Annotated in this window: 21 protein-coding genes; 12 read left to right on the top strand and 9 right to left on the bottom strand. The window is 71.8% G+C overall.

The genetic code is table 11. From position 1 onward, the window contains the following. Positions 1–63: 63 nt before the first annotated feature. Positions 64–2,049 (top strand): hypothetical protein, encoded by a 1,986-nt coding sequence (locus RMN56_RS22070; protein ID WP_313719424.1) that lies wholly within the window; start codon positions 64–66, stop codon positions 2,047–2,049. Positions 2,050–2,128: 79 nt separating this feature from the next. On the opposite strand, the gene pulA is transcribed toward RMN56_RS22070, so the two are convergent. The 3 genes from pulA to RMN56_RS22055 form a co-directional block, all read right to left on the bottom strand. After that, the gene (pulA, locus tag RMN56_RS22065; RefSeq protein WP_313719423.1) at positions 2,129–7,627 is read right to left on the bottom strand and encodes a pullulanase-type alpha-1,6-glucosidase; all 5,499 of its coding nucleotides are present in this window, start codon (positions 7,625–7,627) and stop codon (positions 2,129–2,131) included. Positions 7,628–7,778: 151 nt separating this feature from the next. Continuing rightward, positions 7,779–8,459, bottom strand: a complete 681-nt coding sequence (locus RMN56_RS22060; protein ID WP_313719422.1) for a cellulose binding domain-containing protein — start codon at positions 8,457–8,459, stop codon at positions 7,779–7,781. Positions 8,460–8,498: 39 nt separating this feature from the next. Further along, positions 8,499–9,170, bottom strand: coding sequence for a cellulose binding domain-containing protein (locus RMN56_RS22055; RefSeq protein ID WP_313719421.1), 672 nt, complete (start codon positions 9,168–9,170; stop codon positions 8,499–8,501). Positions 9,171–9,510: 340 nt separating this feature from the next. Between RMN56_RS22055 and RMN56_RS22050 the strand changes: the two genes are divergently transcribed. From RMN56_RS22050 to RMN56_RS22040, 3 genes are read left to right on the top strand one after another with little or no spacing between them, the layout of a single operon-like run. Continuing rightward, positions 9,511–10,236 (top strand): APC family permease, encoded by a 726-nt coding sequence (locus RMN56_RS22050; RefSeq protein WP_313719420.1) that lies wholly within the window; start codon positions 9,511–9,513, stop codon positions 10,234–10,236. Next, entirely contained in the window at positions 10,122–10,715 is a 594-nt protein-coding gene (locus RMN56_RS22045) for a pyridoxal-dependent decarboxylase (RefSeq protein WP_313719419.1), read from the top strand. The genes RMN56_RS22050 and RMN56_RS22045 overlap by 115 nt, the downstream gene beginning before the upstream one ends. Further along, a complete protein-coding gene (locus RMN56_RS22040; RefSeq protein ID WP_313719418.1) occupies positions 10,712–10,873 on the top strand; it encodes a hypothetical protein in 162 nt (53 codons plus the stop codon). Before RMN56_RS22045 ends, RMN56_RS22040 begins: the two co-directional genes overlap by 4 nt. A 40-nt stretch (positions 10,874–10,913) precedes the next feature. Here the strand turns inward: RMN56_RS22040 and RMN56_RS22035 are convergent, their stop codons facing one another. Both RMN56_RS22035 and RMN56_RS22030 read right to left on the bottom strand, forming a co-directional pair. Further along, positions 10,914–11,303 (bottom strand): DUF6841 family protein, encoded by a 390-nt coding sequence (locus tag RMN56_RS22035; RefSeq protein WP_313719417.1) that lies wholly within the window; start codon positions 11,301–11,303, stop codon positions 10,914–10,916. 39 nt (positions 11,304–11,342) lie between these two features. Then, positions 11,343–12,005 (bottom strand): hypothetical protein, encoded by a 663-nt coding sequence (locus tag RMN56_RS22030; protein ID WP_313719416.1) that lies wholly within the window; start codon positions 12,003–12,005, stop codon positions 11,343–11,345. Positions 12,006–12,018: 13 nt separating this feature from the next. Between RMN56_RS22030 and RMN56_RS22025 the strand changes: the two genes are divergently transcribed. Next, a complete protein-coding gene (locus tag RMN56_RS22025) occupies positions 12,019–12,198 on the top strand; it encodes a hypothetical protein (protein ID WP_313719415.1) in 180 nt (59 codons plus the stop codon). Positions 12,199–12,210: 12 nt separating this feature from the next. Here the strand turns inward: RMN56_RS22025 and RMN56_RS22020 are convergent, their stop codons facing one another. Continuing rightward, the gene (locus RMN56_RS22020) at positions 12,211–12,579 is read right to left on the bottom strand and encodes an ArsC/Spx/MgsR family protein (RefSeq protein ID WP_313719414.1); all 369 of its coding nucleotides are present in this window, start codon (positions 12,577–12,579) and stop codon (positions 12,211–12,213) included. 1,069 nt (positions 12,580–13,648) lie between these two features. On the opposite strand from RMN56_RS22020, the gene RMN56_RS22015 reads away from it, so the two are divergent. Continuing rightward, the gene (locus tag RMN56_RS22015; protein WP_313719413.1) at positions 13,649–14,302 is read left to right on the top strand and encodes a C39 family peptidase; all 654 of its coding nucleotides are present in this window, start codon (positions 13,649–13,651) and stop codon (positions 14,300–14,302) included. A gap of 61 nt (positions 14,303–14,363) precedes the next feature. Here the strand turns inward: RMN56_RS22015 and RMN56_RS22010 are convergent, their stop codons facing one another. Together RMN56_RS22010 and RMN56_RS22005 are read right to left on the bottom strand one after the other, a co-directional pair. Then, entirely contained in the window at positions 14,364–15,020 is a 657-nt protein-coding gene (locus tag RMN56_RS22010) for a DedA family protein (protein ID WP_313719412.1), read from the bottom strand. A 23-nt stretch (positions 15,021–15,043) separates the two neighbouring features. After that, positions 15,044–15,400 carry a VOC family protein gene (locus RMN56_RS22005; protein WP_313719411.1) on the bottom strand — a complete coding sequence of 119 codons (357 nt, stop codon included), beginning with the start codon at positions 15,398–15,400 and terminating at the stop codon, positions 15,044–15,046. A 156-nt stretch (positions 15,401–15,556) separates the two neighbouring features. Between RMN56_RS22005 and RMN56_RS22000 the strand changes: the two genes are divergently transcribed. Then, positions 15,557–18,442 (top strand): aconitate hydratase, encoded by a 2,886-nt coding sequence (locus RMN56_RS22000; protein WP_313719410.1) that lies wholly within the window; start codon positions 15,557–15,559, stop codon positions 18,440–18,442. A gap of 109 nt (positions 18,443–18,551) precedes the next feature. Here the strand turns inward: RMN56_RS22000 and RMN56_RS21995 are convergent, their stop codons facing one another. Then, complete coding sequence (locus RMN56_RS21995; RefSeq protein ID WP_313719409.1) at positions 18,552–18,872, bottom strand: hypothetical protein; 321 nt, start codon at positions 18,870–18,872, stop codon at positions 18,552–18,554. 233 nt (positions 18,873–19,105) lie between these two features. Here RMN56_RS21995 and RMN56_RS21990 point away from each other — a divergent pair, with 233 nt between their 5' ends. The 5 genes from RMN56_RS21990 to RMN56_RS21970 all read left to right on the top strand — a co-directional run bounded on the left by RMN56_RS21990 (position 19,106) and on the right by RMN56_RS21970 (position 22,597). Beyond that, positions 19,106–19,501: a sigma-70 family RNA polymerase sigma factor gene (locus RMN56_RS21990; RefSeq protein WP_313719408.1), complete on the top strand. Its 396-nt coding sequence runs from the start codon at positions 19,106–19,108 to the stop codon at positions 19,499–19,501. A gap of 88 nt (positions 19,502–19,589) precedes the next feature. Beyond that, complete coding sequence (locus RMN56_RS21985) at positions 19,590–20,339, top strand: GAF and ANTAR domain-containing protein (protein ID WP_313719407.1); 750 nt, start codon at positions 19,590–19,592, stop codon at positions 20,337–20,339. Positions 20,340–20,468: 129 nt separating this feature from the next. After that, positions 20,469–21,269, top strand: a complete 801-nt coding sequence (locus tag RMN56_RS21980) for a SigB/SigF/SigG family RNA polymerase sigma factor (RefSeq protein WP_313719406.1) — start codon at positions 20,469–20,471, stop codon at positions 21,267–21,269. 99 nt (positions 21,270–21,368) lie between these two features. Further along, entirely contained in the window at positions 21,369–21,578 is a 210-nt protein-coding gene (locus RMN56_RS21975) for a hypothetical protein (protein ID WP_313724828.1), read from the top strand. Beyond that, on the top strand, positions 21,575–22,597 hold the full coding sequence (locus tag RMN56_RS21970) for a glycosyltransferase family 4 protein (RefSeq protein ID WP_313719405.1): 1,023 nt from the start codon (positions 21,575–21,577) through the stop codon (positions 22,595–22,597). Before RMN56_RS21975 ends, RMN56_RS21970 begins: the two co-directional genes overlap by 4 nt. Positions 22,598–22,638 lie beyond the last annotated feature (41 nt).

Here is a 22,638-nt window from a genome sequence, read left to right as displayed (position 1 = left end):
CGGAGGCCGCCTCGCTGTGGCGAAGCGACCTTGTCGGGTACAAGGAGAGGGCAAAGAGCTCCGATGTCCAACTACCTTCGCAATAACGATGACGCCTCCCGTGAGACGACCTCCCCGCTCCGGCGCCGCCGGCTGTGGCTCGCCACCGGCGTCGTGGGCCTGACCGGAGCGGTCAGCCTCGCGGGCGTGGCCTACGCGACCACCGGGGTCACGGGCCCGCACCGGCTCGCCGACGTGAAGTGGTCGACCGCCCAGCTCACCAGTGACGACGCCGAGGGCTCGGAGGCCCGGGACGACGAGCACGGCCGGGACGGCAAGGACAAGGACAAGGACGCCCGCGACCGTGGTGAGTGGGACGCGGACGGGGCGGATCACGGGAAGGTCCGGGAGGTGCCGTGTGACGACGACGAGCTGGTCGAGGCGCTCGATCTGGCGAACCGGGATCACGGCGGCACGCTGAAGCTGGCCGAGAACTGCACGTACGAGCTGGGCGAGAAGGACCGCAAGTTCGGCGCGGCCCTGCCGGAGATCAAGCAGGACATCACGATCAAGGGCAACGGCTCGACGATCAAGCGGGACGCCGAGGACACCTTCCGGATCTTCCGGGTCGCCGACGGTGGTGACCTGACCCTGAAGGACCTCACGGTCAAGGGCGGCAACGCCACCGAGTTCAAGTACGGCGGCGGCGGACCCCAGGTTCCCGGCGGGCCGCAGGTCCCCTCCGCGCCCGGCAACGGCGCTCCGGGTGGCGCTCCGGGCAACGGCGCTCCGGGTGGCGCTCCGGGCAACGGCGCGCCGATGGCGCCCGCCGCCCTGACCGCGCCGGCCGCGCCGGCCGTCCAGGCCGCACCGGTGGCCCAGGCCGCGCCGGTCGCCCAGGGCGCGCCGGTGGCGGGGCCGGTCGGGCAGGACTCCGGTCCGCAGGGGTCGGGGTCGTGGGACAAGGACAAGGACAAGGACAAGGACAAGGACAAGCAGGGCGAGGGTGACGGTGGTGCGCTGCTGGTCGAGCGTGGCGGCAGCGCCAACCTGTTCAAGGTCAAGCTGACCGACAACAACGCCGAGAAGAACGGCGGCGCCATCGCCAACTTCGGCCGCGTCCACCTCGAAGACAGCAAGGTCACCGACAACCACGCCCAGGAGGACGGCGGAGGCATCTTCAACCGCGGCGTACTCAAGGTCGTGGAATCCCACGTCGACAACAACACCGCCGGCGGCAACGGCGGCGGCATCGCCAACGGCAAGGGCGACAACACCAAGCACGACCCGTACGGCCAGAACAGCACCGAACAGAACAGCTACGACAGCAACAGCTACGACAAGAACAAGGACAAGGACTTCAAGCACGACGACGAGGCCGGCACCGTCGAAATCATCGGCTCCGACCACGGCAAGGACGCCGTCCGCAGCACCCTGTCGGACAACCGCGCCGGCAAGAACGGCGGCGGCCTGTTCAGCTCCGGCGGCTTCGTCACCATCACTTTCACCGCCATCACCGGCAACACCGCCTGCGAGAACGGCGGCGGCATCTACGCCGAGAACACCGTTCTCAAGCTCGACCACGTCCTCGTCGCCAAGAACCACGCCGACGGCAACGGCGGCGGCATCGTCAACACCGGCGGCAAGCACTGGGGCTACCCCAACGACAAGCAGGACGCCACCGCCACCATCTCCGACAGCACCATCGTCGACAACACCGCCAACCGCTTCGGCGGCGGCATCTTCAACGGCGAATGGCTCGTCAAGGTCGAAGACGGCTTCACCGAACGCCGCGACCAGAAGGACGACAACGCCACCCTCACCCTGCGCGACACCGAAATCAAGAACAACACCGCCCTCAACGGCGGCGGCATCTTCAACAACAAGGGCAAGGTCACCCTGACCAAGACCCACGTCACCAAGAACACCGCCACCGACACCGCCAAGCTCCACCGCGTCGCCGGCGGCATCCTCAACAACGAGGGCAAGGTCAAGCTCGACGACAAGTCCACCGTCACCAACAACGACCCCACCAACTGCGCCAACACCGTCGAAGACTGCTTCAACTGAGCAACGGTCGGCGTACGGATCGACGCAACGGGTCCGGCCCCCTGCCACTTCGTGGCAGGGGGCCGGACCGTCGTCGGTGTCAGTTCTGGACGAAGACCGCCACGCTACGGGCCGGCACGGTGAACGTTCCGCCGGCCCGGTCGAACGAAGCCGTCCGGAGCACCGGGTCGGCGGAGTTCCTCAGCACCGGGTGCAGCGTCACGTCCGCCCCGCGCAGGCCGGTGACGGTCTGCGTGGCCGTGTCCGGGGTGCCGTTGAAGACCACGGTGACCGACTTCCACTTCCCGCCGAGCCCGCGGGCGTCCAGGGTCATGGTGAGCACGCCCGGGGTCTCCCGGTCGCCGGAGAGCGGGAAGGCGACCCGCTTCTGCACCTGGTCGGCGGTGGTCAGCCCGAAGACCGGCGAGGAGCGCCGGATGGTCAGCAGTTCCGCGTACCGGGCGTCGGCCAGGTCGATCGCGGCGCAGTCCGGCACCAGCTTCGGGTCGGCCAGCAGCGGCCTGGCGTACGGCCACTTGTCCTTGTTGTCCTGCTCGGGTGGCAGGCCGGCGCCGAAGCCGTTGCCCTGGGCGCAGTCCCAGCGGATCTGGTTGAACCAGTCACCGGAGTTGAACGAGTTGCGGTCCAGCGACTTGGAGCGCAGCCGCTCCGAGCCGGCCGTCACGAACCCGGTCCCCTGGCCCATCACCACGGTGCTCAGGGCGAGCACCTGCATCCGGGCGCGGTCCTGCGCCGAGGTGCCCTGCGGCAGCTTGTACGCCAGCGCGTCGTAGAGGATCTCGTTGTCGTGCGCGTCGACGTAGGTGACCGCCTCGCCCGGGGCCGCCGTGTAGCCGGCCGGCGAGCCGTTGTAGTCCACCTGCGCGCCGGTGACGGGCCGACCGGACGAGTCGGTGAACCGGTAGCCGCGCAGGTTGCCGGTCAGCCCCACCTTGATCAGGTCCTGCTGGTGCAGCAGCCGGGCCTTCTGCTCGGCGGCCGTACCGTTGACGTCGTCGCCGTTCGGGTCGGTGAAGAGCCCGGACGCGAAGCCCTGCATCCGGGGGTTGCCGTCGAAGGGGCCGCCGCCCCGCACGGCGTCGCGGAGCCGGTCGTTGAAGGTGCCGATACCGGTGCCGGCCATGTTGGCCTGGGTGGCCTGCACGAACCGGGCGTCATTGGCGACCTCGCCGAAGTTCCAGCCCTCGCCGTAGAGCAGGATCTTCTTCCCGTCCACCCCGTCGCGGGCCGGGGTCAGCCGGTCCAGCGCCGCGCGGACGGCAAGGATGTTCGCCTTCGGGTGGTGGCCCATGAGGTCGAAGCGGAACCCGTCCACCTTGTACGCCTTCGCCCAGGTGACCAGGGAATCCACCACGAGCTTGCCCATCATGGCGTGCTCCGGGGCGGTGTTGGCGCAGCAGGTCGAGTTGGCGACCGTGCCGTCGTCGAGCAGCCGCTGGTAGTAGCCCGGCACCACCTGGTCGAGCACCGACTTCGCGTCGGTGCCGGCGGCCGAGGTGTGGTTGTAGACGACGTCCATCACGACCCGCAGGCCGGCCTTGTTGATGCCGGCGACCATCTGCCGGAACTCGGTGGTCCGCTTCGCCCCGGCCGGGTCGACGGCGTAACCGCCCTCGGGCACGGTGTAGTGCAGCGGGTCGTACCCCCAGTTGTAGCCGTCCTTCTCGGCCACCGCGGCGACGCACTTCTGCTGCTCGTCGGAGTCCGGTGGCAGCGCGGCCAGGTCGCAGCCGGGCTGGGCCTGGTCGGCCCGCTTCTCCGGGATGGTGGCGAAGTCGAACGCGGGCAGCAGGTGCAGGTAGTTGACCCCGGCGTCGCCGAGCGCCTTCAGGTGCTTCATCCCGGTCGTGCTCGGGTCGGTGAAGGCGAGGTAGGTGCCCCGCCGCTCGGCCGGCACGCTCCCGTCGGCGATGGAGAAGTCCCGGACCGACACCTCCTGGATCTGCGCCCTGGCCGACGGCACGGCCGCCGGTTTGCGCAGATCGGCCCAGCCGGCCGGGGCCAGCGCCGGGTCGGCCAGATCGACGATCTGGCTGTGCGTCGAGTCCGGCGCGAGGGCCAGCGAGTACGGGTCGGTCACCGCGGCGGTGACCATCTTCTGCGCGGCCGGCTGCCACGCCTCGACCTGGTAGCGGTAGTACTTTCCGTTCCACGCCCTGGTGCCGCGCACCGACCAGACGCCGGTGGTGTCGTCGCGGCTCATCGACACCGTCGTCGGCTGGGCCGCCGGCGAGTCGAAGAGCTGGAGCGCGACCTTCCGGGCGGTCGGCGCCCACACGGCCAGGGTGGGCACCTTGCCGGCGAACGTCGGGCCGAGCTTCGCGCCGGTCGCGGCCCGGTAGACGTCGTCGAGCACGCCGGGGATCTGCACCCCGGTGGCGCCGAGCAGGTGGCCCTCGGCGTCCCGCTCGGTCACCACGAGCTGGCCGCGCAGCGCCGCGGGCACCTTGGCCAGGTCGGTGCGGTACAGCGTGAACGCCCGGTGGGCCCAGAGCTGCGGGTACGCCTGCCGCTGGGCCTCGGTCAGCCCGTTGCGCGCCGCCCGCAGCGGCAGCGTGGTGTACGTCCCGGTCAGCTCGCCGTCGGCGACCGCGAGCCCGCCGGCCGGGGCGGCCACCAGGGCGTACCGCTTGCCGTCGGTCGGCCCGGTCTGCCAGGCCACGGTGGACCGGTCGATCCACTGCGCCTTCTGCTTCGTGATGTCGAGGTCCTTCGCGACGCCCGACGAGGTCGGCGGCAGCAACCGGCCCTTGACCCCGGCCAGCAGCCAGATCTCGTGGCCGGTGGTGGTGAGGTCCAGCCGCTGGTCGTCGGGCTGGTCCTTCACGTCGCCGGAGTGCACGATGTAGTTCAGCCCGGTGGCGCCGGCCGCGAGCGGCACCCGGAAGACCGCGCCGTACGCGTCGATCCGCTCCGGCTTCAGCGGGTTGCCCCAGTCGGTCGGGTTGGCGGCGCCGTCCCAGAGGTGCAGCCCCCAGCCGTCGTAGTTCCCGTCCGCCTTGCGCCAGTGGATGACCGCGGTGTTCTGGTCGACGGGCGGGTCGGGCTCGCCGGTGGCGGCCTGCCGGGTCGGGTAGAGGGCGGGGTCGCCCTGCTTGACCCAGACCTCGCCGGTCTGCGTCACGTCGATGGTGCGGTCGTTGGCGACGTCCTTGTTCCCGTCCTTGTCGACCACGAGGAAGCCGACCGACTTCGCGCCCGGCTTCAGCTTGACCCAGGCGAACCGGCCGTAGGAGTCCTCACCCGCGAACGGCTGCCCCGTGGGCCACTCGGTCTGGTACGCCGGGTCGATGTCGCCCCAGGCGTAGAGGCCCCAGTCGGCGTACCCTCCGGCGGGGCGCTGGTAGTGCACGACCGCCCAGTCCCGGGACGCGCTCTGCGCCGGGGTGCCGACCACGCCGGTGGTGCGCGCCGCGGCCACGCGGCCCTTGCCGTCGCGGACCACGGCCTTGTACTCGACCTTCGTCCCGCCGGCCAGGCCGGTCAGGTCGTGGTGGACGGTGTACGGGGCCTTGTGCGCGCTGCCCAGCAGGGTCCACCTGCCACCGGGCACGCGGGCCGCGAAGGTGACCGTGGCCAGGGGGTCGCCGGTGACCTGCGCGGTGACGGTGGCCCGGGTGGCGACCGGGGCGTCGCCCGGCGCGGTGAGGGTGATCGTCGGGGCGCTTCCGGCGTGCGGGATCGCCCGGTCGGCCTGGAGCACCGCGGCCGACATCGCCGGCACGGTGACGCCCAGCTTGCCGTCGGCGCCGGCCGCCGCCGTGGCCGCGCCGCCGTAGACGCCCGTGAAGGTGGCGCCGGCCGACCAGGTGTCCACGGTGACAGTCTGCGCGGTCGCGGCGTTGTTCACGGCCACGACGTACTCGGTGCGGTCCTTCGGCAGGACGCGGGAGAAGGCGAAGACGCCCGGGCCGTCCGCCGCGTAGCGGGTGACCTGGATGCCGTCCCGCAGCGCGGGGTGGGCCTGCCGCAGCCGGCCCAGCTCGGCGATGGTCCGGTAGAGCGGGTGGGTGGTGTCGTACTGGTCGCTCGCGTGGGTGCGGGTGGTGCCGATCAGGTCGTCGTCGAGGTAGTCCGCCGTCCGGCTGGCGAACATGTCCTGCCGGGCGTCCTTGTCCCCGCCGGGGCCGGTGAAGCCCTGCTCGTCACCGGAGTAGACGACCGGCTGGCCGCGGGTGAGGAACATCAGCTGGTGGGCGAGCTGGTCGCGGCGGAGCTGGCTGGCGTCGTCACCGCCGCCGGCCGCGACGAACGAGCCGATCCGGCCCATGTCGTGGTTGCCCAGGAAGGTGGTCAGCCGGTTGGCGTCGGTGTCGCGCGCGGCGTAGAGGTCGTCCTTGGCGTACACGTCCGCCAGCGCCCGGGCCGAGCCGTCGGCGGCGGCGTAGCCCCGCGCGGCCTCCTGGAAGGAGAAGTCGAGGGTGGCCGGCAGGCCGCCCTGCCGCACGTAGGTCGACTCGACCTCCTGGTCGGCGCTGTAGACCTCGCCGAACATGAAGAAGTCCGGCTTGCCGGCCTTGGCGGCGGCGGCGTCGATGCCGCGGGTGAACTGCGGCCAGAAGTCGAGGTTGGCGTGCTTGACCGTGTCGAGGCGGAAGCCGTCGACGCCGGCCCTGCCGATCCACTGCGCGTAGATGTCGGTCATGCCGCGGACCACCTCGGGGCGCTCGGTCCAGAGGTCGTCGAGGCCGAAGAAGTCGCCGTACTCGCTGTTCTCACCGGCGAAGGTGGAGTCACCCCGGTTGTGGTACATGGTCGGGTCGTTCAGCCAGGCCGGCACCTTGGCCTTGGCGTCCGCCGGGGTGGCGAAGGTCGGGGTGTACGGGAACGAGGTGCTGTCGACCCGCGGGAACGCCCGGGTGCCGTCGGCGTAGTTGCGGTCCTCGAAGGCCCGCCCCTGCGCGTCGGTGTAGGGGCTCGTCTTCTTGTCGACGTAGCCGTACCTGTCCTCGGCGTAGCGGATGACGTCCGCGGTGTGGTTGACGATGATGTCCAGGTAGACCTTGATGCCCCGCTGGTGGGCGAGGCCGACGAGCCTCTTCAGCTCGGCGTTGGTGCCGAAGTGCGGGTCGACCTGGGTGAAGTCGGTGATCCAGTAGCCGTGGTAGCCGGCGGAGGCGTCCGCGCCGGTGCCCTGCACGGGCCGGTTCTTGAAGATCGGGGCGAGCCAGATGGCGGTGGTGCCGAGGCCCTGGATGTAGTCCATCCGGTCGATGACCCCCTTGAGGTCACCGCCGTGGTAGAAGCCCTTGTCCGCCGGGTCGAGGCCGGTGCTGAGCCGGTCACCGGTGAGCCCGCCGGTGTCGTTGCGCTTGTCGCCGTTGGCGAAGCGGTCCGGCAGGACGAAGTAGAACTGCTCGGCCTTCGCGCCGCTGTTGCCGGCCTTGAGCAGCGCCTCGGCGGACGGCTCCCGGTTCCACTGCGCGGCGCCCGCGGCGGCCAGCACGTCCGGGGTGGTGGGCCGCTGGCTGCCGTCGGCACCCACCTGGTGGAGGGCCACCGGCACGCCGACGAGGGTGAGCACGAGGGAGGTGGCCAGAGCGGCCAGGGCCTTGCGGGATATCGGCGGGGGTTTCATCGACGGCCTTTCTCTGGTCGCTGATTCGCCCGCACGCTAGCCCTCGTCGAAACATTCTGCAATACCTTGCAAACCAAGTCGCAACAAAGCAGCCGTCTTGCGAAACACGGCAGAGCAGGCGCCGCCGCGCGGGCGGCCCGAGGGTGGTGGATCAGACGCCGGAGCAGGCGGCGCCGTCGACCGTGCAGCTCGACGGCCGGGTCGTCCCCGTCCGCTCGAAGTGGAACTGCAGCGCCACCGACGCCCCGGGCGCCAGGTCGGCACCGCTGCGGTAGGTGAAGACGCCGTCGCTGAAGCGTCCGCTGCCCTGTTCGGCGCCGCTCACCCAGGCGGTCACGAGACGGCCCTGGGGGAAGGCCAGCCGCACCGTCCAGCCATGCGGCGTGGCAGCGGTGTTGACCAGCCGCACCTCGCCGATGAAGCCGCCGTCGAAGCTGCTCACCACGCCGTACCGGCCGGTGACCGGGGACGGGGCGGGCGGCGGTGGCGCCGGCCGGCTGCTGGGGCTGCCCGCGCTGGGTGACGGGCGCGGCGTCGGCCGGGCGGGAAGCACGGTGGACCGCGGCGACAGCCCGGGCACCACCGGCCCGGCGGCGGAGGCGGGCGGGCGGGTTGTGCCGCCCGGCGCGGTGGGCGTGGTGACCGGCACCTGGGGCAGCGACATCGTCGGGTCGGGCGGCGGAGGTTCGGCGAACGTGCGCCGCCCGCGCACCGCACCCAGCGCCACGACGAGCAGCACCACCATGACGATCACGCCGATCGAGACGACGATCCAGGGCGACGAGGTGATGGCCGCGCCGGGTGACGGCCGTGCGCGTCGCGTGCCGGGCATGACCCTCCCCTGTCGGTCCCGTCGGGCGAGCGTAGCGCCTCAGCCGATGACGCAGTCCGCGCCGTTGACCGTGCACCGGCCCGGCCGGTCACCGGTACCCGTACGGCCGAACTGCAGTCGCACCGTGGCGCTCTGCCCGGCCGGCAGTGGCCCGGTGCCGCGCAGCACGAACACACCGCTGCCCTGGGTGCTGACCGACAGCCCCGAGGTGGACGAGGCCTGGATGCTCTTCACGTTGCCGGTAAAGAACAGCTCGACCTCCCAGCCTTGCCCGCCTCCGGAGCCGTTGACCACGGTCAGTCGGGCCTCGAAGCCGTCCCGGTCGCTCGCGGTGGCCTCGTAGCGGGCGGTGACCGCACCCGCCGTGGCCGCTCGGATCGAGGCGCTGGGCCGCGGCGTGGCCGACCGGGACACGCCGGCCGTGGGCGAGGCGGTCGCACGCCGCGAGCGCGTCACCGACACGGTGGGCGCCGCGGTCGCCCCGCCGGTCGGGGACGCGGAGGCGGTCGGCTCCACCCCGAGCGTCGGCAGGTACATCGGCGGCGCGGGCGCCGGCACCGGCGCCCGTTCCTCCCCGCGGAGGGAGAGCAGGACGACCACCAGCAGGCCGACGATCAGGCCGACCCCGAGCAGCAGCACGATCCACGGCACCGAGGTGAGCATCCGCGGCGCCGCCGGTGCGCCGGACGGCCGGACCGGCCCGCCGCTCATCAGATGCCCCTCTCGTGGTCGCCGAAGCGCCAGCGTAGCCAGGCTGCACCTGGGCGCGTAGCGCGCGCGGAGCGTTCCAACCGTCCGGGCACCCGCGACGCACGGAACGGGTGATCATGGGTGGCGGATCGGGCTCCGTCGGGCCGGCCCGTCGCCACGGCCCGCACGCGACACGTCGCAGCGCGTCGTCGGCTGCGCTGTCCGGGCTCGGCGACGGGAACTCCGCAACGGCGCAGAATCGGGCACGGTCGCGCGATCCGCCCGCGCTGTCCATCATGGAGCGCTGCTCGACGGGCACCCGCCCCGACAATCCCCGACCTCCCCCACCCGGAGCGGCTCCATGCAGATTGCCGGCGCGCCAACCGGGCTCATTCGCAAGTCCCTCGGCACCGGCGCCCTGTTGGTGTTCAGCGCGACCGCCTCCTCCCCCATGGCCGTGCTCGCCGGCGCGATCGTCGCCACGTACGCCTCGACCGGCATCACCGGCACGCCGCTCGGCTTCCTCGTGATCGCCGCCGCCCTGCTCTTTTTCTCCGTCGGCTACCTGGCCATGGCCCGCTACGTCTCCAGCGCCGGCGTCTGCTACGCGGCCGTGGCCGCCGGCTTCGGCCGGTTCTGGGGCGTGGTCGCCGCGCCCGTCGTGCTGCTCGGTTACAACGCCATCCAGATCTGCCTCTACGGACTGCTCGGCGCGGTGGTCAGCGACAGTCTCGGCAGCGCCTGGTGGGCCTGGGCCCTGCTCGCCTGGGCCGGGGTCGCCCTGGTCGGCGTGCTGAAGGCACGGATCAGCGTGGGCCTGCTCGGCGCGGTGCTGGCCGTCGAGGTCGCGGTGATCCTGCTCTTCGTGCTCACCTCGTTCACCCACCCGGCCGGCGGGTCGGTGAGCTTCGCGCCGCTCGATCCCGGCACTACTCGCTGCCCAAGTGCGTCGACATCCTCGGCCTGGACTCGGTGGTGGTCCGCGCCGACGAGCGCGGCGAGATGGACTACGACGACCTGGCCCGGATGGTCGAACGGCACCGGGACCGGCCGGCCGTCGTCGTGGCCACCTGCGGCACCACGATGACCGAGGCCGCCGACGACGTGCCGCAGATCCGGGAGCTGCTCGCCCGCACGCCCGTCCGCCACCACCTGCACGTCGACGGGGCGCTGGCCGGGGTTCCCATCGCTCTCGCCGACGGGCGGGCCACGCTGCGGCTGGACGCCACCGTCGACAGCATCTCCATCTCCGGCTACAAGTTCCTCGGCACGCCGGTGCCGTGCGGGGTGGTGCTGACCCGCCGCACCCTCCAGCAGCGGCTCGCCCGTTCCGCCAACTACACCGGCACCGTGGACACCACCATCAGCGGCTCGCGCAGCGGCCACCCGGCGCTGCTGCTCTGGTACGCGATCCGCAGCCTGGGCCACGACGGCCTGCGGGAGCGCGCCGAGCGGGCCCGCGAGCTGGCCGCGTACGCGGTGCAGCGGCTCAACGAGGTGGGCTGGCCGGCCTGGCGGCACGAGCACGCCTTCACCGTGGTCTTCCCGACCCCGCCCCGACCGTGACGGCGAAGTGGGTGCTGGCCAGCAGCGCCGGCCGCAGCCACCTCATCTGCATGCCCGGCGTCACGAGGGAGGCCGTCGACGACTTCGTGGCCGACGTGGCGGCAGGCGGCACCCGCCTCGACGCGCTGCCCCGCCGCCGTCGCGAACTGGTCCGCTGAGCCGCCGGGGCACGGCGCCGGGCGGCGCGGACCGCCACCGTCAGGCGGTGCGGATGACGGTGCAGATGGCCGGGCCGCCGTCGGTGGCCCGCAGCAGGTAGCGGTAGCGCTCGCCGGGCACCGCCCGGCCCTGGCTGTCCAGGAACTCCCAGCGCACCGCCACCTCGGTGAGCAGGGCGGAGACCTGCTGCACGTCCTCGATCAGCGCGTGGGCGGCGACCAGTTCCCGCTCCTGGTAGTCGGGGGCCGCGCCGACGAAGCTGAGGGCCACGGCGGCCGGCGAGGTGAACGAGAAGCTGTAGGTGTCGGCGACCACCAGCCCCGGCAGCGCGTAGCAGCCGGCGATGGCGGGCACGTCGGCGGTGGTCAGCGCCACGCCGTACCGGTCGAAGAAGTCGGCGAGCGTGTCGAGGTCCGTGGAAGCCGTCACGCCGCTCTCTTTGCCGGACGGCGGGCCCGGCAAACCTGGTCAGCGGGGTGGAATGCGTACCTCGATCTCGGAACCGAGCTGGACGCCGCCGGTGAGGTCGAGGTCGTCGCCGCTCCAGAACCGCCCCGGGTCGTACCAGTTGGGCCGGCGACCGGCGGGCAGCAGCCCCATCGCCTCGTAGGTCACGGCGACCACCTCCGCGCAGTACGCGGTCTCCAGCGCCCGGTCGCGGACCGGCACGCCGCCACCGTCGGCGATGGATGGTCGGCCGCGGCGCAGGTTCGGCACTCGGCCGCGGGCCCAGCGCCAGGCGAGCTGCGCGGTGGACGGGAACGGGGTGCCGTCGAGGCGGGCCACGGTCCGCAGCACCGCCTCCTCCATCGCGGTGTCCGCCGGCGGTTCGAGCTGGCGCAGCCAGCCCCGCTGGCCGTACCGGTTGGCCCACACGCAGACGGCGTCCCGCAGGTCGTGCAGCTGCACGCCGCGCTGGTGGGTGCCGGTCCACATGTCCGGCAGCGAGCGGCCCAGCTCGGCGTGCCACATCAGCGGCGGCATGTCGTCCAGCACCACGGCCATGCCGACGTGGTTGACTGGGCTGTTGGTAGTGAGCTGGATGGCGCGGTCCGGCACGCTGCGCCCGCGGAAGACCCACAGGTCGCCGGTGCGGGTCAGCTCCACCGCCTCGTCCAGGCTGATGCTCATGGAGGATCACCCTATGCCGAAGCGGCAACAGATGCGGTGGTGGAAGCTGCTCGGCCTGGCCGGCCTCGCCGGCGTGGCGGCGACCGGTGTGGTCGTGGCGCGGGCGGAGCGGCGGCGCCGGGCGTACACCCCGGAGGAGATCCGGGACCGGCTGCGCGAGCGGCACGCGAAGGCCGGCGACCGGGCCTCCTGACCCACCGCGGGCTCACCGGTCGCTGCGGCGCACGGCCTCGTCCAGGGCCTCCGGGGTACGACCGACCAGCGCGCCTCCGTCGTCCAGCAGCAGGATCGGGCGCTGGATCAGCTCGGGGTGCGCGACCATGGCGGCAACCCAGCGCGGCTCCGTCGCGTCGTCACGCGGCCAGTCCGCCATGCCCAGCGCGGTCGCGGCCGGCTCGCCGGTGCGGCAGATGTCCCAGGCCCGGGCATCCAGCCGGCGCAGCACCTCGGTCATCTCTTCCGCACTCGGCGGCTCGGTGAGGTACGCCCGCAGCCGGTAGGGCACCCGCGCCTCGTCCAACGAAGCACGGGCGGCGGCGCACTTCGAGCAGGACGGGTTGTTCCAGATCTCCATGCCCGACATGGTGGCACGGCCACAGTGGAACCCGGCAGGTCACGACCGCGCGGGTCAACCTCGCCACGAGTGGAACGCCATGGAGGTATCCGCACACCGGTGACCTCCACGGCGTCCCACCCACCGCCGACCGCATCCAGCCTCGCCCTCCCCCGCCCGCGTTGATCAAGAAGTTTGCGTCGGGATTCGGCCCGAACGTGACGCAAACTTCTTGATCAACCCGGGTGACCGTCGGCGGGTCGGGTGGCCGGGCTCGCCGGGCTCGCCGGGCTCGCCGGGCTCGCCGGGTTCGCCGGGTTCGCCGCGCCCGTTGCGCCCGTTGCGCCCGCTCCGGTGGCCAAGGGTCGGTTGTATGGGCGGCTACGAACTTGATGACGTGAATGGATCGGCGCGGCGACAGGGTCGGCCTGTCTCGGCCGGTGCCCTGTCGAGCTGATGTCGGGAGACCGGAGGTTCGTTGCTGGCTGCGCAGGCTGGGGTGGATGTCGGGTTTCGGGCAGGTCGTATGGGGCGGGTGTCCGCGTTTCGGCCTCGCTGTCAGGTGGTCGGCGCCACCGCCACGGCGGAATCATGGCGGGGGTGGGGTCGTTGTACATGGCAGACCGCGCAGCAGCCCGCCCCTCGGGCGAGGCGGATCGCCGGTCGGAATGACCCGGCCCCGCCGGTCGTTACACCCCCCGGACCGTGCAGGTTCGAGCCGGTCGAGCCGGCGGGAATGACCTCTCGGCCCCGGTCGTTACATCCCCCGGACCATGCACCACCGGTCCGAGCCGGTCGAGCCGGGGAATGACATCTCGGCCCCGGTCGTTACATCCCCTGGACCGCGCACCACCGGTCCGAGCCGGCCAGCCAGGGAATCATCCCGCGGCGCCGGTGGTTACATCCCCCGGGACATCGGATCAGGTCGAGGGAATCGCTTCCCCACCGCCGATGGTTACACCCCCGGACCGCCCGAGCAGGTCACCCCCGATCGCCGGGCACCGCACAGACTTTCCCCCCTTTTGCGGCGGCACCCCCGCACCCCCCTGTGGGTGCCGCTCACCCCCGAACGGAAGGCGCTGATCTCATCATGCGTACCAACACCATGCTGCGGAACACCGTCCTGACCGCTGCCGGCTTCGCCGCCACCGCCGGTGGAATCGCCGGCCCCGCGATCGCCGCCCACGCCGCCCCGGCCGAGAAGACCACCCAGGTCAGCACCGACCGCAAGGGCCACGGCGAGCGCGAGCTGAACGTCCGCTACGAAGCCCAGCCCAACTTCTACTACTGCGGCCCCGCCGCCGCCCGTAACGCCATCAGCGTGCTCGGCAAGAACATCGACGTCGACGCCATGGCCAAGGAGATGGGCACCACCGAGAACGGCACCAACAGCATCAACGACATCACCCCGGTGCTGAACAAGGAGACCGGCAAGCACTACCGGTCGGTGGAGATCCGCGACGGTAAGGCCGACGACAAGCAGACCGACACCCTGCGCGCCGACATCGTGCGCACCGTCGACGACGGCCGCGCCGTGGTCGCCAACATCGCCGGCACCACCACCGACACCGACGGCAACACCCACTCCTTCGAAGGCGGCCACTACATCAGCGTCGTCGGCTACCACGACAACGGCCACACCGTCACCATCGCCGACAGCGCCGACCCGAACATGGCCTCCTACCGCATCACCGTCGACAACCTCGCCGACTGGATCGCCACCCGCGGCTACTCGGCCTCCTGACAACCACCAACACGCGAAAGGGCCCGACCCCACCGAGGGGTCGGGCCCTTTTCGCGTCTGGTCAGCGGTCGCCCGCGTGCACCGGCTCGTCGGCCTCGTCGGTCGCCTCGACCTCTTCCAGGTGCCGGGCGCGGCGGCGCAGCCACCAGGTGCTGGCCAGGCCGGCCAGCACGGCGAGGACCAGGCCGGCCCAGGAGATGTCCTTGAGCCAGTGCTCGGCCGCGCGGCCCACGGAGAAGAGCAGGTACGTCGTGCCGAAGGCCCAGACCAGGCCGCCGGCCGCGTTGGCCACCAGGAACCGGCGGTACGGCACGTGCAGCGCCCCGGCCAACGGGCCGGCGAGGATGCGGAGCAGGGCGACGAACCGCCCGAAGAAGACCGCCCAGAGACCGTGCCGGGCGAAGCTCTGCTCGGCGCGGGCGAGTTGCGCCGGGCCGAGGTGTTTCGGGAAGCGCCGGCCCAGCCGTTCGAGCAGCGGCCGCCCGCCGCGGCGGCCCACGGCGTACCCGATGGAGTCCCCCACGATCGCGCCGACCGCGGCGGCGGTGGCCACCCACTCCGGCTCGACCACCCCGGCGGCGGCCAGCAGCGCGGAGCTGACCAGCACGATCTCGCCGGGAAGCGGGATGCCCATGCTCTCCACGCCGATCACCCCGGCGACGATCAGATAGAGCACGCCGGGGGGCAGCGCGGAGAGCCAGTGCTGGACGTCGACCACCCCCGAACCCTACCCGCGCGGGCTCAGCCGGCGGGTGCCAGGAACTCCAGCCGGTTGCCGTGCGGGTCGTACGTGTGGAACCGCCGCATGCCGGGAATCTCCTCGTCGCCCCAGGTCACGGGGTGGCCCGCGGCGTCGAGGCGGCCGGCGAGCCGGTCCAGGTCGGGGCGGAGCAGTGCCGGGTGGGCCTTGCGGGCGGGGCGGAAGTCGTCCTCGACGCCCAGGTGCAGCTCGACGCCGTACCCGGTGAACCAGCAACCGCCGCGGGCGGCGAGGGCCGGCGGTTTCGCCTTCTCGACCAGGCCGAGCAGGCCGGCGTAGAACGACCGGGAGATTTCCTCGGAGCCGCGTGGGCAGGCGAGCAGGACGTGATGGATCATGGTGGCACCTCCTCGTCCCGAACCCTGGCAGGAGGTTGCGCGAATAGCAAGACGGACGTACGGTTTTGTTGAGACCGACGCAGGTAAGTGTCGCCTAAGCACGGCGGCGCCCCGGCCGGTGCGACAAACTGCTCAGGACTACTCACGGTCGCTGGTGTGAAGGAGTACGACGTGGCGAGCCTCGACACCTTCGGTGCGAAGACCCAGCTACGCGTCGGAGACGCGAGCTACGAGATTTTCAGGATCGACAAGGTGGAGGGCCACGACCGTCTGCCCTACAGCTTGAAGATCCTGCTGGAGAACCTGCTGCGGACGGAGGACGGCGCGAACATCACCGCCGACCACATCCAGCAGCTCGGCGCGTGGGACCCCACCGCCGACCCGAGCGTGGAGATCCAGTTCACCCCGGCCCGGGTGCTGATGCAGGACTTCACCGGCGTGCCCTGCGTCGTCGACCTGGCCACCATGCGTGAGGCCGTGCGCGACCTGGGCGGCGACGCCACCAAGGTGAACCCGCTCGCCCCGGCCGAGCTGGTCATCGACCACTCGGTCATCGCCGACCTGTTCGGTCGCGAGGACGCCTTCGAGCGCAACGTGGAGCTGGAGTACGAGCGCAACAAGGAGCGCTACCAGTTCCTGCGGTGGGGGCAGACCGCGTTCAACGAGTTCAAGGTCGTCCCGCCGGGCACCGGCATCGTGCACCAGGTGAACATCGAGTACCTGGCCCGCACGGTCATGGAGCGCAACGGCCAGGCGTACCCGGACACCGTGGTCGGCACCGACTCGCACACCACGATGGTCAACGGCCTGGGCGTGCTGGGCTGGGGCGTCGGCGGCATCGAGGCCGAGGCCGCGATGCTCGGCCAGCCGGTCAGCATGCTGATCCCCCGGGTCGTCGGCTTCAAGCTCTCCGGCGAGATGCCGGCCGGCACCACCGCCACCGACCTGGTGCTCACCATCACCGAGATGCTGCGCAAGCACGGCGTCGTCGGCAAGTTCGTCGAGTTCTACGGCCCCGGCGTCAGCGCGGTGCCGCTGGCCAACCGGGCCACCATCGGCAACATGTCCCCGGAGTACGGCTCCACCGTCGCGATCTTCCCGATCGACGCCGAGACCGTCCGCTACCTGGAGCTGACCGGCCGCGACCCGCAGCAGGTCGCGCTCGTCGAGGCGTACGCCAAGGAGCAGGGCCTCTGGCACGACCCGGAGCGCGAGCCGGAGTACTCGGAGCGCCTGGAGCTGGACCTCGGCACCATCGAGCCGTCCCTGGCCGGCCCGAAGCGCCCGCAGGACCGGGTGCCGCTGGGCAGCGCCAAGACGCTGTTCCGCTCCGCGCTGAGCGACTACGTGGCCGCCGACGAGACCGGGGGCGACCCGGGTCGCAAGCCGGGCGTGCCGCAGCTGGAGAAGCCGTTCGGCACCGACGGCCCGGCCGACGAGGCGAGCGCCGAGTCCTTCCCGGCCAGCGACTCCCCGGCCAACGGGGTCAACGACCCGGCCGACGCCCCGCGGGACCTGGAGACCGCCGCGGTGGGTGCCGGTGGCCGCGCCACCAACCCGGTCCGGGTGACCGGGACCGACGGCGTCGAGTACGAGCTGGACCATGGCGCCGTGGTGATCGCCGCGATCACCTCCTGCACCAACACCTCCAACCCGCAGGTCATGATCGGTGCCGCGCTGCTGGCCCGGAACGCCGTGGAGAAGGGCCTGAACCGCAAGCCGTGGGTGAAGACCACCCTGGCCCCGGGCTCCAAGGTCGTCATGGACTACTACGACCGCGCCGGCCTCACGCCCTACCTGGAGAAGCTCGGCTTCAACCTGGTCGGCTACGGCTGCACCACCTGCATCGGCAACTCCGGCCCGCTGCCGGAGGAGGTCTCCGCCGCGGTGAACGAGGGCGATCTGGCCGTCGTCTCGGTGCTGTCCGGCAACCGCAACTTCGAGGGCCGGATCAACCCGGACGTCAAGATGAACTACCTGGCGTCCCCGCCGCTGGTGGTCGCGTACGCGCTCGCCGGCACCATGGACATCGACCTGGCGAACGAGCCGATCGGCGAGGACTCCCAGGGCAACCCGGTGTTCCTGCGGGAGATCTGGCCGAACAGCGCCGAGATCCAGGACGTCATCGCCTCGGCGATCGGCGCCACCGGCTTCAGCTCCGCGTACGCGGACGTGTTCGCCGGTGACCAGCGCTGGCAGTCGCTGCCCACCCCGACGGGCGACACCTTCGCCTGGGCCGGCGACTCGACCTACGTGCGCAAGCCCCCGTACTTCGAGGGCATGGAGCGCGACCCGCAGCCGGTGCAGGACATCGCCGGCGCCCGGGTGCTCGCCAAGCTGGGCGACTCGGTGACCACCGACCACATCTCCCCCGCCGGCTCGATCAAGGCGGACTCGCCGGCCGGCAAGTACCTCGCCGAGCACGGCGTGGCCCGGCACGAGTTCAACTCGTACGGCTCCCGCCGCGGCAACCACGAGGTGATGATCCGGGGCACCTTCGCCAACATCCGGCTGCGTAATCAGTTGCGGATGCCGGGCGCCGGTTCCGCTACGGGAGCTGCGCTCCCTGAAGGCGGCTTCACGGTCAACCACCTGACCGGCGAGCAGACCTCGATCTACGACGCCTCGATGGCGTACCAGGAGGCGGGCGTCCCGCTGGTCATCCTGGCCGGCAAGGAGTACGGCTCCGGCTCGTCCCGCGACTGGGCGGCCAAGGGCACCATGCTGCTCGGGGTCAAGGCCGTCATCGCCGAGTCGTACGAGCGGATCCACCGCTCGAACCTCATCGGCATGGGCGTCCTGCCGCTGCAGTTCCCGGTCGACACCACCGCCGAGTCGCTGGGCCTGACCGGCACGGAGACCTTCTCGATCAGCGGCGTCACCGCCCTCAACGACGGCGACACCCCGCGCACCGTGAAGGTCACCACCGACACCGGTGTGGAGTTCGACGCCGTGGTGCGCATCGACACCCCCGGTGAGGCCGACTACTACCGGCACGGCGGCATCCTGCAGTACGTGCTGCGCCGCATGATCGCCAGCTGACGTCGTACCCCGGAAAGGGCCCCTCCCCGCGATCGCGGGGAGGGGCCCTCGGCGTCTACCGGTGTCGCGTCGACTGCCCGCGCTCAGCCGGATCGGGAGCCGGCGGGGGTCACCCCCGTCGCCGCAGTCGTTCCGCGAACTTCCGCAGCCGCTGCTGGTTGTCGGGCTTGCCGAGCTGCTCACGCGTCTGCCGGGTGAGCCGGTGTCCTTGCGGGTTGTGGAGGAACATGCGGATGCGCTCGGCCATGGTTGCCATGGCTGTTCCCTTCCGATCGTCGATGTTCGTGAAGGCGCGGTGCCCGCCGGAGTCGAGGCCCAGGATCAGGGCCCGGTCCGCCTCGCGGTCGGGATCATCGGAGCCAGGGTGGGCCCGCGGCGGCGCGGTGGTGACCGGGTCCGCCGGTGCCGTTCGGGGGCGATTGCCGGACATGACATCCCCTCGGGGTGGGGCCGGTGTGGCTGGCACCTCAGAAATGGGATGTCGTCGATTCCGGGATGCCCCGATCGTACGCTTGTTCGGCCTGGCGCGCTTGGGTTCCTGGGTCGTTGCGTTCCCTAGACGGAGCGTTCCGTCGTTTGACCGGTGGCGTAGGGTGAGGGACGCAGCAACTGCCCTGGTCCCTGGCGGTGTCCCAACCGCAGGCACACCACCAGGAGCGTCGGATGCCTGTCCCACACGTCTACGTCGTGCCGCGCACCGAGTCCGTCAACGATCTCGTCCACCGGATCGCCGACCGCGACCGAGCCGCTTTCCGCCGTTTCCACCGTCGTCTCGTCCGCGCCGTCTTCGCGCAGGTGTGTGAGAGCGTCGGCAGCCCGGCCCTCGCCGTGGCGGTGACCCGGGCGGTGTTCGTCGAGGTGTGGCGGCTCGCGCCGATGCCCGCCTCCCGCCAGCTCGACGGCACCGCCTGGGTGACCGCCATCGCCGCTCGCCGGGCCACGGACCGGCTCCGCGAGATCGACGGCCCCACGCCGACCCTCGGCGCCGCCTACGACGATCTCCTCGCTGCCGAACTCGCCGACGCGCTGGGAACCGGAGGGCCGGCACACTGGTCGTAGCCGGCGGTGTGCCTGCCCGGCAGCGGGGACCAGGACCCTCGTACCCATCGGAGAGCCGGCGGACTAGGGTGCGACGAGGGTGAGTCACATGGGCGAGAGTCAACTGGCGGACGTGTTCGTGGAACTGGCCGACACTCTCGTCGACGACTTCGACGTGATCGAGTTCCTGCACGGGCTGGCCGGGCGATGTGTCGAACTGCTGGGTGTGTCGGCGGCCGGGTTGCTCCTGACCGACCAGCGGGACACGCTGCGGGTGGTCGCCGCCTCCTCCGAACGCACCCGGCTGCTGGAGCTGTTCCAGCTCCAGACCGACCAGGGTCCCTCCGTGGACTGCTTCCGTACCGGTCAGCCGGTGTCGGTCGCCGACCTGGCGACCGCCGGCCGCTGGCCGAGGTTCACCGCCGCCGCGGCCGAGGTCGGCTTCGCCGCGGTGCACGCCCTGCCCATGCGCCTGCGCTCCGAGGTCATCGGCACGCTGACCCTCTTCGACGTCCGGCGGGGGGCCCTCGACGAGGGCAGGCTCCGCATCGGACAGGCGCTCGCCGACGTGGCCACCATCGGGCTGCTCCAGCAACGCGCCATCCACCGCCGCGACATCCTCACCGAACAGCTGCAGACCGCGCTCACCAGCCGAGTCCTGATCGAGCAGGCCAAGGGGGTCCTCGCCGAGCGCCTCCAGGTGGACGTGGGTGAGGCCTTCGCGCTGCTGCGCGAGGGTGCACGCAGCCGCAACCGGCGACTGTCCGAACTGTCCCGGGCGATCGTCGACGGTTCCGAACGGTTCGCGCCGGGACGGCTGTCGAGCGGCCCGACTGACGGCCCCGGGCCGGCCCGCTGAACAGGCGGTTCCCGGGAGTGCTGCCGGCGGAGGTGCCGAGCCGCGGGATGAGGCGTACGGTGGGCGTGTCGCCCGGGTCCCCGGTGGCCGCCAGTCTCGCCGCCACCAGCCCGTAAGGGGCGTTGAACAATGGTCACCCCCATCGCGACAGCGACGGCAGTTCTCTCTCCTCCGCCTCACCACGCGGCAACGGGCCACAGCGAGCAGCTGCTGCGTCGTCGTGCGAGCCTGACTGCCGACGATCCCGACCGCGCGCGGCTGCGAGCCCGGATCATCGAGGCCAACCTGCCGCTGGCCGGTCGGCTGGCGCGCCGCTACACCGGTCGCGGAGAGCCCTACGAGGACCTGGCACAGGTGGGCGCGCTCGCCCTGATCAGGGCCGTCGACGGATACGACACCGAGCGGGGGACGCCGTTCGCCAGCTACGCCATTCCGACCATTCTCGGCGCCATGCGGCGGCACTTCCGCGACACCGCCTGGGCGATCCGGGTGCCGCGCGCAGCCCAGGAACTGACGTACCGGGTGCCCGCCGCCCGGAGCGAGTTCGGGCAGCGACGCGGTCGCCTACCGACGGACGGAGAACTCGCCGGCCACCTGAAGGTGACCGTCGCCGAACTCCTGGCCGCCCTCGCCGCCTCGGAGGTCTACCGGTTGCCGTCGCTGAACGAGCTGCAGCCCGGGAGCAACGCCGTCGAGCGCATCGCGCTCATCGGCGCCGTCGATCCGGGGTACGCCGCCGTGGACGACCACATGACGCTCCGGCTGGTCCTCGCGGCGCTCTCCGCGCGAGAGCGTCAGATCCTGGCCATGCGCTTCCACGGCGACCTGACCCAGGCGGAGATCGCCGGCCGGGTCGGGTTGTCGCAGATGCACGTCTCCCGGCTGCTGAAGCGCTCCCTGGCCCAGCTCAGGGCCGGGATGCTCAACTGACCGGTCATCCGGTCACAGTGAGAACTCGGAGACCCGCCGCACACCTCGGCGTCCCGGTGATGAGGATCTGCCAGCACCTCCAACCGCTACCTGGTGACCATGACCGTCCGGAACGGCTTCACGAGGGAGCAGACGATGAGGATCGCCAGGCACAGGATCGTTGCCGCGCTACAGGAGCGTGGCCAGCGGGCCAGGGCCGACTGGGTCGAGCGCGAGTTGCCGGAGCGGGTGGACTCCGACAAGCACGTCGGGCTGCTCGCGACCCTGCGTCTTGATCCGGCCGACCTCGCCGACGCCACATCCCCGTGAAGGTGGCCCTGCTCGGGCCGGTCGCCTGGCGGACACCCCCTTACCACTACGGCCCCTGGGAGCAGGTGACCGGCCTGCTCGCGGAGGGGCTGACCGCACGCGGTGTCGACGTGACACTCTTCGCCACGCTGGACTCGGTCACCTCCGCCTCCCTCGACGGTGTGTGCCCCCGCGGGTACGCCGACGATCCGAGCATGGACGGCCGGGTGTGGGAGGCGCTGCACGTCTCGCACGCGATGGCCCGCTCGGCGCAGTTCGACCTGGTGCACAACCACCTCGACTGGCTGCCGCTGGCCTTCGCCGCGCACTGCGACGCTCCGCTGCTCACCACCGTGCACGGCTTCTCCGGTGCGGGAATCCTTCCCGCCTACACCAGGGCCCGCTCGTCCTACGTGTCGATCTCCGACGCCGACCGGACCGCCGGCCTCGACTACGCCGCCACGGTGCACCACGGCGTCGACCTCACCGGGCTGCCGTTCACCCGGGACGCCGGCCCGGGACTGGTCGCCTTCGGCCGGATCCATCCCGACAAGGGCACCCACACCGCCATCGAGATAGCGCGGCTCGCCGGCCGGCCCCTGACCATCTGCGGCATCGTGCAGGACGAGCGGTACTTCACCGAACAGGTGGCCCCGCACATCGACGGCGATCAGGTCGTCTTCCTCGGCGCGGTGGGTCCCCGCCGACGTGCGGAGATCCTGGGCGCCAGCACCGCGCTGCTGCACCCGATCGCCTTCGACGAGCCGTTCGGCCTGTCGGTGGTGGAGGCGATGGCCTGTGGCACGCCGGTCGTGGCGTACGCCCGGGGGGCCATGCCGGAGGTCATCGACGTGGGGGTGACGGGATTTCTCGTGCACACCGTCGAGCAGGCCGCCGACGCGGTGACCCGGGTCAGCGGCCTCGACCGGGCCGGCTGCCGGGCCCGGGCGCGGCAGCGCTTCGGCGCCGACCGGATGGTCACCGACTACCTGGCCGTCTACGACGACCTCATTCACCGCCCGCAACGCCGGACCTGCTGACCATCCGACGAATCCCCCGCGGCCGACAACCGGAAGGTCCC

The organism is Micromonospora halotolerans, from assembly GCF_032108445.1.
GTDB classification, from domain to species: Bacteria; Actinomycetota; Actinomycetes; order Mycobacteriales; family Micromonosporaceae; genus Micromonospora; species Micromonospora halotolerans.
This window is presented reverse-complemented; position numbering and strand designations above follow the sequence as displayed.